Annotated in this window: 10 protein-coding genes and 1 pseudogene; 9 read left to right on the top strand and 2 right to left on the bottom strand. The window is 43.1% G+C overall.

Features of this window, described 5'->3' with window-relative positions:
* Positions 1–9: 9 nt before the first annotated feature.
* Both L1D23_RS09890 and L1D23_RS09885 read left to right on the top strand, forming a co-directional pair.
* Entirely contained in the window at positions 10–507 is a 498-nt protein-coding gene (locus tag L1D23_RS09890; RefSeq protein ID WP_239865922.1) for a response regulator, read from the top strand.
* A gap of 171 nt (positions 508–678) precedes the next feature.
* Positions 679–1,233: a hypothetical protein gene (locus L1D23_RS09885; RefSeq protein WP_239837237.1), complete on the top strand. Its 555-nt coding sequence runs from the start codon at positions 679–681 to the stop codon at positions 1,231–1,233.
* Between the two features lie 77 nt (positions 1,234–1,310).
* Here L1D23_RS09885 and L1D23_RS09880 read toward each other — a convergent pair whose 3' ends face one another.
* On the bottom strand, positions 1,311–1,898 hold the full coding sequence (locus L1D23_RS09880) for a TfoX/Sxy family DNA transformation protein (protein WP_239865916.1): 588 nt from the start codon (positions 1,896–1,898) through the stop codon (positions 1,311–1,313).
* Positions 1,899–2,244: 346 nt separating this feature from the next.
* Between L1D23_RS09880 and L1D23_RS09875 the strand changes: the two genes are divergently transcribed.
* The 5 genes from L1D23_RS09875 to L1D23_RS09855 all read left to right on the top strand — a co-directional run bounded on the left by L1D23_RS09875 (position 2,245) and on the right by L1D23_RS09855 (position 7,647).
* Positions 2,245–3,165 carry an HDOD domain-containing protein gene (locus L1D23_RS09875; RefSeq protein ID WP_239865913.1) on the top strand — a complete coding sequence of 307 codons (921 nt, stop codon included), beginning with the start codon at positions 2,245–2,247 and terminating at the stop codon, positions 3,163–3,165.
* A gap of 30 nt (positions 3,166–3,195) precedes the next feature.
* Positions 3,196–4,101: a lysine exporter LysO family protein gene (locus L1D23_RS09870; RefSeq protein ID WP_239865911.1), complete on the top strand. Its 906-nt coding sequence runs from the start codon at positions 3,196–3,198 to the stop codon at positions 4,099–4,101.
* Between the two features lie 111 nt (positions 4,102–4,212).
* Positions 4,213–4,728: a hypothetical protein gene (locus tag L1D23_RS09865; protein WP_239865909.1), complete on the top strand. Its 516-nt coding sequence runs from the start codon at positions 4,213–4,215 to the stop codon at positions 4,726–4,728.
* A 140-nt stretch (positions 4,729–4,868) separates the two neighbouring features.
* Positions 4,869–6,515: a pyridoxal-dependent aspartate 1-decarboxylase PanP gene (gene panP, locus L1D23_RS09860; protein ID WP_239865908.1), complete on the top strand. Its 1,647-nt coding sequence runs from the start codon at positions 4,869–4,871 to the stop codon at positions 6,513–6,515.
* Between the two features lie 277 nt (positions 6,516–6,792).
* Positions 6,793–7,647, top strand: a complete 855-nt coding sequence (locus L1D23_RS09855) for a MurR/RpiR family transcriptional regulator (RefSeq protein WP_019276064.1) — start codon at positions 6,793–6,795, stop codon at positions 7,645–7,647.
* A gap of 154 nt (positions 7,648–7,801) precedes the next feature.
* Here the strand turns inward: L1D23_RS09855 and L1D23_RS09850 are convergent.
* A pseudogene (locus tag L1D23_RS09850) lies at positions 7,802–8,950 on the bottom strand (iron-containing alcohol dehydrogenase); the annotation flags it as partial.
* A 282-nt stretch (positions 8,951–9,232) separates the two neighbouring features.
* Here L1D23_RS09850 and L1D23_RS09845 point away from each other — a divergent pair.
* Both L1D23_RS09845 and L1D23_RS09840 read left to right on the top strand, forming a co-directional pair.
* Positions 9,233–9,499, top strand: a complete 267-nt coding sequence (locus L1D23_RS09845) for a GrxA family glutaredoxin (RefSeq protein ID WP_006959039.1) — start codon at positions 9,233–9,235, stop codon at positions 9,497–9,499.
* 181 nt (positions 9,500–9,680) lie between these two features.
* Positions 9,681–11,363 (top strand): aspartate:alanine antiporter, encoded by a 1,683-nt coding sequence (locus L1D23_RS09840; protein WP_239865904.1) that lies wholly within the window; start codon positions 9,681–9,683, stop codon positions 11,361–11,363.
* The last annotated feature ends 37 nt before the right edge of the window (positions 11,364–11,400 follow it).

The raw sequence follows: 11,400 nt of genomic DNA, 5'->3' as shown, positions 1-11,400 counted from the left end.
GGAATTAATATGCCAAAATACTTAATCTTATGTGTCGATGATGAGCGTGAAGTCTTAGATAGTGTCATTCAAGACTTAGAATGCTTCGAAGAGTATTTCGTTCTCGAAGCAGCCGAGTCAGTATCGGAAGCTAAATCTATTATTGAAGATGTAGAAAAAGAAAACGGACACCTGGCACTGATCCTGTGTGATCACATTATGCCAGAGCAAACTGGGATCAGTTTTTTGATTGAGCTAAGCGATAACCCTTCCACAAAAAACGCGCGGAAAGTCTTGCTAACTGGTCAAGCAGGCCTAGAAGACACTGTGGAAGCGGTCAATCATTCGAGTCTGCACTTTTACATTGCTAAGCCTTGGCGCGGCGAAGAGTTACGTGATGTCATTAAAAATCAACTAACCCAATATATGATCGAGAACAGTCACGATTTAATGTCCTGGTCTGCAGTGCTCGATACCGAACAAATTTTAAATGCCGTCGCAAAAAACAGAATGAGTTTTGGTGAATAAGTCACTATTTCTTATACTTTTTGGCATATTGATTGCTTAAACATGTAAATGACGACAGAACAATGACATTTTTTGTAGTGTCGGACTGTGACAATGCATTATCATGTCGCGATATGGCAGCACTCCGTTGCACCTGACCAAGGAAATTAACAAGAATAGGTTTTCTTTTGTATGCGTAAAACAATCTTAGCTGCAGCCTTAGTGCTAGCATCTGGTCAAGCTTTTGCAGAGACCGACCCAAACAGCCCAACCGTAATGAGTAACTTCAGCTACGATTATCTGGAAGCTCGCATTGGTGCAAGCCCTGTAACCTTTGGTGCGGCTGCAAGCAAATCTATCCACCCGAATGCTCACGTTATTGGTCGAGTTGATTCAGAATTCGAAGGCGACTACGACGCAGCCGCTGGTTTTGGCTTTCACGCCCCAATCAACAACTGGGCCGATTTCACTGGTGAAATGCTATTTCGTTTAGTGGATTTCGGTGGCAAAGCAGGGAAAGGCACAGATACAGGCATGGAGCTCAATCTTGGCGTACGCCAATGGTTAGGGCCACAGCTTGAAGTTGGTGGTAAAGCCGGTTATGTCTCCATCGAAGACAATGACGACTGGATTGGTGCAGCGTATGTTCGTTTTCACTCAACAGAGCTGTTCTCTCTTGGTGCTGAAGCTCGCATCAATGATTTCTATGGTGATCAGCTCATGTTCACCACACGCTTCAAGTTCTAATCAAGAACAAGATGCAAAAAAGCCGAGGTACTCAGACCTCGGCTTTTCTTTTCCAGTATGGTATTTCCTCACACTGACTATGCGCAGCTCGCCAATAACTGGCGTTTACGTGGCTCTTGAATTAATTTCCAATGCACGCCATCAATCGCACCTGCAAATTTCCACAGTAATTTGACATCAACATCATTACCGTAAGTCGCCTTGACCTTGGAAAATACTTCTGGCGCACCTAGCTGCAAGAACGTATCAACATCACCAACGCCTGCTTTTTTTACCATGCGTTCAAGAGTCAACTGCATGTTGGGTAAATCACGTAAACGTCGACTCGCGGATGATTTCTTATAGTGACGCTGAGATACTGAAAACTTAATTGAGTTCTCAACAATCTCATCCAACACCTCACTTTGATTATTAAATAGCTGAGTAATGTCGTAGTAATTGACCGTTGCCGTTGTTTGCTTCTTCACGTGACGGTACTTAATGCAGCCCAGTGTAGCCAATTTGTCGTCTAGATATTCTCCACCTCGAATAAACACCTTATCAGCGCTGATTAATGCGAACATAGCGTCTTGCTTGAAGAGCCCCGTTCCACCAAACATTGAACGCTTTTGGAAATTACCAAACTTGTTAACATAATTAATAAATTGTTGCTCTGTCATATCCATTGATCCTTCTAATCTAGAAAACCCCGATTATTTTCGATCACCAGATAGCAGCAGCTTTAAGCGAAAAAGATAAATCAGCCAGCAAAGCTATGGTTTATGTTGTTATTAGCATACTGACTGCAAGTACAATAAATGATAGTTAACGATAAAAAATAAGTCTGTGCACAGCTCACACCAATAAAACTAAATTCATATAAAATCGAGACTAATATCACACAAGTAGGGTTTACAGACTTCACTGGCTAAAATACACCGGACAAAAACTCTCATTTAACTTATCAATAATTTGCATAACATTAGATATGGAAGTTAAACTGTAACAAGTACAATCTTTAGCTGATCATGCATGAACCACCTATCCTTTTATTGGCTTCCGGAAAACAATGAGCTTTTAGTCAAAGGCATCGAGTCTGAATTCTCAACGTTAGTTGAACACGCCATTAACTCGGGCAAAATTACACTGCCGCCGATTTCCGATGTTGTTTTAAACATTCAAAAATTATGTACCCAAGATTCAACCACAGTGTTGGATATTGCAGACCGCCTGCTTGAAGATCCTGGCCTTGCCGCTATTGTCATTCGCGTGGCTAATTCTGTCATATTTAATCGCCGTAACATAACCTGCACCGATTTAGTCACTGCGGTATCTCGCTTGGGTATTCTACGAGTACGCGATATCGTAACAGCGCAGGCTATAGAGCAGTTGAAACACTCCGTTAATTTGAGTCGCGGCTGTAATGAAGTATTAGTGAATAGCGCTCATAACTCACGTGAGTTGGCAGCCACCATGGTGATGGTTGTGAAGGGTTTTAAAGAAGCTAACGCCCCTAAGTATAGTAATCTCGAAACAGATAAAGCCCTCCTCACTGGTTTACTCGCTGATATCGGCTTATTTTGTATCGTAAATGAATACCACATGTATCTTGAACAAGGTAATTATCTTGATGAAGATATCGCTTTTCAGATTTTCAATAACCAATGTTCCAATGCGAGCCGACTGGTGTTAAAGCATTGGGGATTTGACAGTGATTTCTTGGAAGTCGCAACCAATCAACTGCATCAAAGACAAAGTGTTGATGTGAGTTACCTAGATATAGCACGCATTGCCAATCACATTCTGATGTTCCGTCGACAAGATGAAGAAATCGACGAGCACACGGTTGAATTTGACCTAACTGGCGCAGATATACTGTACAAGCTCAGTAATTTAAGTGATATTGAGTTCAATACACAGATCAATGAGTTAATCAGCGCTAGTGGACTTTAGCGCTTAACGTACCAGTACACAGGAAGCCACATGTTCTCAGGGATGATATTCATCTTTGCCCCACTTGTTGTAGGGTATTTAATATCGATTTCCACGTCGTCCATTCTTGATAAAATCAACGCAACTACTGCAAACCTGATTTATGTCATCTTAGCACTAATGGGCTTAAGTCTTGCTGCGCTGGATAACCTCGGGCAAAACCTACAGCTCATCCTCAAATACGTTGCCGTATTCTTTACTTGTCTTAGCCTGAGTAATTTGGCTGCTCTGCCCATCCTCGATAAGCTTTTGCCTATAGAAACCGATGCCAAACAAACTAAGATCCCTCTCTCAAGCATGGCCATGGAGTCCGTCAAACTCATTGCTGTTGTCGGAGGTGGTTTGTTCGCAGGATTAATGTTGCCGATCGATTTGAGTTGGGTAGACACAGCCAGCGAATGGATTCTGTTTGTCTTACTATTTTTCATCGGCATCCAACTGCGCAATAGTGGCCTGACGCTTCGCCAAATATTACTCAACAAACACGGTATGATCATCGCCTTAGTGATCATCGCAACCTCTATGATTGGGGGTATTGTGGCAGCCGTCCTATTAGATATCGATCTTTACCGTGGCTTGGCAATGGCCTCTGGCTTTGGCTGGTATTCTCTAGCGGGTATTTTGATGGGTGACGCTTTTGGCCCCGTTTATGGAGGTGCATCATTTATGATTGAACTCCTTCGAGAACTGATTGCCTTAGTATTGATTCCCCTCGCAATACGCTCTCGGCCTTGCACTGCAATTGGCTATGCAGGTGCAACGGCGATGGACTTCACATTGCCTGTCATCCAAACTACAGGAGGTGTCCGATGTGTACCCATTGCGATAGTGAGTGGATTTATATTAAGCCTTTTAGTGCCCGTATTGATGCTTTTCTTTGTCTCTCTTGCAGGCTAGATCGCATGATTTTATCTTTAGATTCACTATATTAAGGCTCGACCACACATAATAATTTAGCGATTGCTAATTTAGTGGTTTTATAATAACTATTCTTCAAAAGGAAACATTATGACACGTCTACTGATTGCATTGCTGTTAGGCGCGACCTCTACTATGGTTGCCGCTGCTGACAATGCATGTTTGTCCAAGAAATACGACGCTTATGTTGATGCTTCTCTACATTGGTACGAAGATCTAGCAAAGCTAACTTCTGAGCAATATCCTGATCTTAAAGAAGTCAGTGAGTGGTTTTTGGAAGGTCGAAAAAACCATTTTGAGTTAAACCGTGCAGCGGTTCACTACTACCTTGAAAACGACCCATCCAAAATAGCAACCAGTCAACCGGTCGAAGCATGGCTTCAACTAGAGCAAAAAGACATCAAAACCTTGTCTTCACGCAGCGACGAATTGGGCAGGTTAGCTCAGGTAACCTTTAGCGATCGTCAGTCTAAGCCACATGAGAAGAACTACGACCTTCGCTCTGCGTTTGCCGATCTCTTAAGTCACCCCACTAAAATAGACGACGCACTTAAGCGCTACAATCAGGCAATTAAAGAGTTAGAAACCATTGCCTGTGACACGTAATATGCTTTGCCACCAAGCCAGTTTGCTGGTGGCAAACTTCTTATTGCAGAAAAGAATTTCAAATAATTAAGACGGGACTTTGCGCCCGTTTTCGTTTAGATTGTCGCGCTGCAACAAAAAAGATAAGAGCAATGAGCTGTATGGTATCGGAACACAAAACGGCTGACGTGAGTTTCGAGAGTTTACTCCGAATCTTCACAGTCCCTGAAGGGCCAGACTCAACACTAACGAAAATTGAAGAGAAGCTATCGCAAAATCTAAACCAGTTTTTGCGAGAACATATTGTCGCGGAAGAAAAACCACTTAAGGAAATTGAGAAAGATTTCTCTAACGCTTCGCTTCCAGAGCAGCCCGAGTTTGTTTCCGAACATACCCAGCACTTACTTGATACCTTGGTTTCCCACTCTGTGCACACCTCTGCACCAAGTTTTATTGGTCATATGACCTCGGCACTACCCTATTTCTTGATGCCGCTGTCAAAGATCATGATTGCGCTAAACCAAAATTTAGTAAAAATCGAGACTTCTAAAGCATTTACCCCCTTAGAACGCCAAGTGCTCGGCATGCTGCACCGCCTTATTTACAATCAAAACGATGAGTTTTACGCCCAATGGATGCACAGTGCGAATCACTCACTAGGTGCGTTCTGCTCTGGTGGTACCATTGCCAACATTACCGCCCTTTGGGTTGCGCGCAACAACGCTTTAAAAGCTCAAGGTCACTTTAAAGGCGTAGAAAAAGAAGGCCTTTTCAAAGCGATGAAACATTACGGCTACGAAGGATTAGCGGTACTCGTATCAGAGCGTGGGCATTACTCACTAAAGAAGGCTGCAGATGTACTTGGGATTGGCCAGGAAGGCCTAGTCGCGGTAAAAACCGATGCTAACAATCGTATCTGCCCAGAAGCACTACGAGACAGCATCTCTCAGCTTAAGCAACAAAACATCAAGCCCTTTGCTGTGGTCGGTGTCGCGGGAACAACGGAAACAGGTTCAATCGATCCCATTGCTGATATTGCAGAAATTTGTCGCAATGAAAACTGCCATTTCCACATTGATGCAGCTTGGGGTGGCGCAACCTTGATGTCGAACAATTATCGTCATCTTCTCAATGGTGTAGAGCTTGCAGACTCAATTACCATTGATGCCCATAAACAACTATATATTCCAATGGGCGCCGGTATGGTGCTATTCAAAGATCCGGAAGCGATGAAGTCCATCGAGCACCACGCACAATATATCTTGCGGAAAGGTTCTAAAGATCTTGGCAGCCATACACTTGAAGGCTCTCGATCTGGGATGGCCATGTTAGTCTATGCTGCGATGCATATTATTAGTCGGCCTGGCTATGAGCTCTTGATCGACCAAAGTATTGAGAAAGCCAAGTACTTTGCCGAATTGATCAAACAACAAGACGACTTCGAATTGGTATCGGAACCAGAACTTTGCCTACTCACCTATCGCTATCTTCCTTCCGACATTCGTCGCGCTCTTGAGAAAGCAAACAACCAGCAAAAGTCTGAGCTCAATGAGCTACTGAATGAACTAACTCAATTTATCCAGAAACGACAGCGAGAAACGGGCAAATCGTTTGTTTCGCGTACTCGCTTAAATCCTGAGCAGTGGGATAGGCTAAATACGATAGTTTTTCGAGTTGTGTTAGCTAACCCACTGACAGGAAGAGATATTTTGGGTATGGTGTTGGATGAGCAAAGAGAAATTGCTCAACAAGCGCCAAAACTAATGGCAAGAATCCAATCAGCTGCTCAAAAAATCAAAGAAAACTGAAAATTTCTTTCTAAAAAGCTGTAACTTGCCAAACATCGATGGCCTCAAATCGCGAAAACTTTTGCATATAACGATAATTTGTGTAGTTTTGGCAAAGTTTAGTTTGAGGCTTGTCATATTCTCACTAATTGAACTGTATAAAAATTACTGTAAATCTGTTGCTTAGGTTTATACTGGACCCATGGCGCTGGATAGTTATTGCCTTTAGGTGACGACTTGTAACCTTTTAATGAACAGGTATATCCAGTGAGTTGTTCTCTATACCCTCGTGAACACTATGAATACATTAGAAAAAATTCAGAAAAATCTAGAGAATTTTAGCAAGTCTGAACGTAAAGTGGCTGAAGTTATTATGGCTTCTCCTCAGACAGCAATTCACTCTAGTATTGCGACACTGGCCAAAATGGCAGACGTAAGTGAGCCAACTGTTAACCGCTTTTGCCGCCGCTTGGACACCAAAGGCTTCCCCGACTTTAAACTTCATCTAGCGCAAAGCCTCGCAAACGGAACACCTTATGTGAACCGTAACGTAGAGGAAGACGATGGACCGGATGCTTACACCCATAAGATTTTTGAATCTACAATGGCTTGTTTAGATGTTGCGAAGAACAGCCTAGACTCAATGCAAATTAACCGGGCTGTGGATTTGCTTACTCAGGCAAAGCGCATATCATTTTTTGGCCTTGGTGCTTCTTCGGCTGTGGCTCGAGACGCTCAGAATAAGTTTATTCGCTTTAACATCCCAATTACCTGCTTTGAAGACATTGTGATGCAACGTATGAGCTGCATCAATTGTACTGATAACGATGTCATTGTTTTAATTTCCCATACAGGCCGTACTAAAAGCCAGGTAGAAATTGCCAACCTAGCACGCGAAAATGGCGCAACGGTTATCGCTATTACCGCTAAAGATTCTCCGCTGGATAAAGCAAGCTCGCTATCAATCTCATTGGATGTTCCTGAAGACACCGATGTTTACATGCCAATGGCAAGTCGTGTTGTACAAATGACGGTCATCGATGTACTGGCAACAGGCTTTACGCTGCGCCGTGGTTCCGGTTTCAGAGAGAACTTAAAACGTGTAAAAGATGCACTTAAAGATTCTCGATACGATAAGCTGTCACAGTTTTAAAAAAGGAGCGCTTGTCGCTCCTTTTCTCTACCCTCCATCTAAATCTTGGCTAAGAGTTTTGTGTCTTAACTTCTCTACTTTTAAGCTCACCACCTAAGACACGAGCAGTTGCTTGTGACTCGGTCATATTTTTTTGCCTACCATTTTCGCCATGGCAATTGCATACTTGTCTAAGAATATAAACTAACCGATCTTGGGTGAGTGGAAGAGGATTACCTTTAATAGCGACAGATTTGAGTGCGTCAGCAGCAACCAAATCAAACGAAGTGCTACAGATACCGAATTGATCCAGCTTTGGGAGATATAATTTATCTAGCATCATGTTTACCCAAAGTATTGCATCCTCTCGTCTAGCATTTGTTCGTCTTGTCAAAATCCTTGCAATATTTTTATAACGCTTAAGGACGTCATGCCGACCCACTATTTTAGCCGCTTTAATGTTTTCCGACATCACATATGGTGCTAAACGAGCACTAATTACACTATGCGGAGCTTCTAACTTACCGCCTAAAGCAGACGCCAAACCATGAGCAGCACCCAACTTAGCATTAGTGCTCGCCATCCCTCCCAACATAGCGGCGAAGGATAGGTCAGAACGTGCATCTGGCTTATCGTCAAGGCATCCAGAGAGAATTGAAGTACTCAATCGCCGAAGCCCTTCTTCACAAATCATATCAGTCAATGGGTTCGGATCTCCGCAAACATAAGCTTCCATCAAATGTGTGAAAGCGTCCATCGCTCCTCTGCCCGATGTATAAAGGTCTGTACCATAGGTCAACGTTGGGTCAACGATGGCTACATCCGCTAACATATCAGGGCTACGTAGGCTGACTTTGACTTGATCTTGTCCGGAGCGTAAAACTGCATTACGTGTGACTTCAGAACCCGTACTTGCCGTTGTAGGAATGGCAATGAAAGGAATAGGCTTGGCTTTTAAGGGAACACTACGCCCAACCACTTCAACATAATCATATACATCGCCCTGATTGGGAATGATCGCTGCCAACGCTTTGCCCATATCCAGAACACTACCCCCACCAATCGCAACGACCATATTAGGTTTAAACTTTCTCCCAATTAACGCTGTTTCTTCCACCATTGTAATATTTGGCTCACCAGACACCGACACATGTTGATAACGCATTGATTGAGATTCTAGATAATCGACTACAACTTTTGCCCTATCTAGGCTCTGACCCGAAACAAGTAACACGCTATAACCGTATTGGTTGAGAATAGAAAGCGATGACTGCAGCGAACCTTCACCAAAAATAATTCGGGTGGAAGTCATGAATTGGAACATACCCGAACACTCCCTGCTTGATACATACAACGAATAGAGTGCCTTGAAGCGATAGAAATTAAATTGATTCAGTGCAACTTGCATCCATTAACCCTATAAAAAATAAGACTTTCGCGAGCAAGCCCTCAAGTTAACTATCACATGCATTTGGTAAACTTGTACGGATAACGTACAAAAAGACGTCAATAGCTTTTACCTATCAAATCAACAGGTAATTGCATCTTTATTTCCTACTTTTATTCGTGCATAGTTGCACGTAACAAAATAAAGGAGAAAGACATTATGTTCGTAGTTATCTTTGGTCGCCCAGCATGCCCTTACTGTGTTCGTGCAAAAGAACATGCTGAAACGCTTAAAGCTAAGCGCGACGACTTCAACTACCGTTACGTTGATATCCATGCAGAAGGTATCTCAAAAGCTGATCTAGAAAAAACAGTAGGTAAACCAGTTGAAACGGTTCCACAAATCTTTGTCGATCAAGAGCACATTGGTGGTTGTGATGACTTTGAAGCGTATGCAAAAGAGCATCTAGGTCTTTTTGACGAGTAATTATCACGAATTAAAGAAGCCGCTTATTAAGCGGCTTCTTTTCATTTTGAATTAAATCAATATTGTGAATTCGTTACTCAAGTCAGCTAATAGTAAATTATCAAATTTTTCACTTATCATTTTGCAATATTCAGATACAATTCGCACACTTACCCTATGGCACTGAAACAAGAGCTGCCCAGTGAACATCGATGTTGTAAATTTGCTTGAGCAAAATCCTATCCTTCTCATTTTTGTGGTCCTTGCCATCGGCCTGGCAATCGGAAAAATTCGCTTTGGAAATCTTCAACTTGGCAACTCCATAGGAGTACTCCTGACTTCACTGATTATGGGGCATTTAGGCTTTACGTTTAATGCTGATGCGCTGACGATTGGCTTTATGCTCTTTATTTACTGCGTAGGTATTGAGGCAGGTCCAAACTTCTTTGGTATTTTCTTTAGGGATGGAAAACACTACTTCATTCTCAGTATGGTCGTGCTTTCAACCGCTGTATGTATTACCTATTTTTCCAGCCACGGCTTAGGGCTTGATTTCGGTCTTTCTGCTGGCATGATGGCGGGAGCTTTAACCGCGACACCAGTACTTGTAGGGGCTCAAGATGCACTGAACTCTGGACTAGCCACAACCCCTCGCGGGATGGACTTTTCACAAGTGATTGAAAACCTGTCTGTTGGTTATGCCATGGCCTATCTGATTGGTTTGATCAGCATGATTATGTTCGCTAAATTGCTACCCAAGTTGCAAAAGCAGAACCTATCAGATTCTGCTCAGCAAATCGCTCAAGAGCGTGGGTTAGGAAACACAGGACAACGTAAGGTCTACTTGCCCATTATTCGTGCTTATCGTGTCGGTCAGGAGCTGATCGACTGGATTGATGGTAGAAACCTGAGGGAACTCGGTATCTATCGACAAACTGGCTGCTATATTGAGCGTATTCGTCGAAATGGCATACTCGCCCATCCTGATGGTGACGCTATTTTGCAACAAGGCGACGAAATCGCACTGGTTGGTTTTCCAGACAGCCATGCTCGATTGGATCCTAGCTTTAGAAACGGGAAAGAAGTCTTCGACCGAAATCTTTTAGATCTACGCATCGTTGAAGAAGAAATCGTCGTAAAAAGTGACTCTATCGCCGGTAAGCGTCTGTCAGACTTGAATCTATCCGAATACGGCTGTTTTTTGAACCGCGTAGTAAGAGCACAAATCGAAATGCCTATGGATTTGGACATTGTTCTGGCGAAAGGGGATGTGCTGCAGGTCAGTGGCGAAAAGAGCCGTGTTCGTGGCTTAGCGGAAAAAATCGGTTTCATCTCAATTCACAGCCAAATGGCAGATTTGCTCGCTTTTTGTAGTTTTTTCATACTCGGCATCCTGTTCGGCCTCATTACCATGACTTTTGGTCAAGTTTCGTTTGGCTTAGGTAATGCCGTCGGCCTGCTGCTATCAGGTATTACCTTGGGGTTCTTACGAGCCAATCACCCCACGTTTGGCTATGTACCGCAAGGCGCACTAAACATGGTTAAGGATCTAGGTTTAATGTTCTTCATGGTTGGCATTGGCTTAAGTGCCGGTGGTAAAATGTTTGAGCATTTAGCGCAAGTTGGCCCACAGGTGATTGGTTTATCCTTCTTAGTTAGTGTCGTTCCAGTCGCTCTTGCCTATTTGGTTGGAGCTTATATCCTCAAAATGAACCGAGCACTGCTTTTTGGTGCCATTATTGGTGCTAGAACCTGCGCTCCGGCAATGGATATCGTTAACGATTATGCTAAATCGACCATTCCAGCACTTGGATACGCTGGCACCTATGCCATTGCCAACATTTTAATGACCTTAGCCGGTACAATTTTGATCATTCTTAGCTGATTACATAAACCTAAAAAAAGGCTTCCAGATGGGAGCC

It is taken from the genome of Vibrio sp. Isolate24 (genome assembly GCF_022398215.1).
Lineage (GTDB): Bacteria > Pseudomonadota > Gammaproteobacteria > Enterobacterales > Vibrionaceae > Vibrio > Vibrio coralliilyticus_A.
Note: the sequence above shows the minus strand (reverse complement) of the source record. Positions and strands in the feature narration are given on the sequence as shown.

What these genes read in the sequence shown, in the direction of transcription:
- L1D23_RS09890 (WP_239865922.1), top strand. Translation starts at nt 10, where the DNA reads ATGCCAAAATACTTAATCTTATGTGTCGATGATGAGCGTGAAGTCTTA.
- L1D23_RS09885 (WP_239837237.1), top strand. Translation starts at nt 679, where the DNA reads ATGCGTAAAACAATCTTAGCTGCAGCCTTAGTGCTAGCATCTGGTCAA.
- L1D23_RS09880 (WP_239865916.1), bottom strand. Translation starts at nt 1,898, where the DNA reads ATGGATATGACAGAGCAACAATTTATTAATTATGTTAACAAGTTTGGT.
- L1D23_RS09875 (WP_239865913.1), top strand. Translation starts at nt 2,245, where the DNA reads ATGAACCACCTATCCTTTTATTGGCTTCCGGAAAACAATGAGCTTTTA.
- L1D23_RS09870 (WP_239865911.1), top strand. Translation starts at nt 3,196, where the DNA reads ATGTTCTCAGGGATGATATTCATCTTTGCCCCACTTGTTGTAGGGTAT.
- L1D23_RS09865 (WP_239865909.1), top strand. Translation starts at nt 4,213, where the DNA reads ATGACACGTCTACTGATTGCATTGCTGTTAGGCGCGACCTCTACTATG.
- panP (WP_239865908.1), top strand. Translation starts at nt 4,869, where the DNA reads ATGGTATCGGAACACAAAACGGCTGACGTGAGTTTCGAGAGTTTACTC.
- L1D23_RS09855 (WP_019276064.1), top strand. Translation starts at nt 6,793, where the DNA reads ATGAATACATTAGAAAAAATTCAGAAAAATCTAGAGAATTTTAGCAAG.
- L1D23_RS09845 (WP_006959039.1), top strand. Translation starts at nt 9,233, where the DNA reads ATGTTCGTAGTTATCTTTGGTCGCCCAGCATGCCCTTACTGTGTTCGT.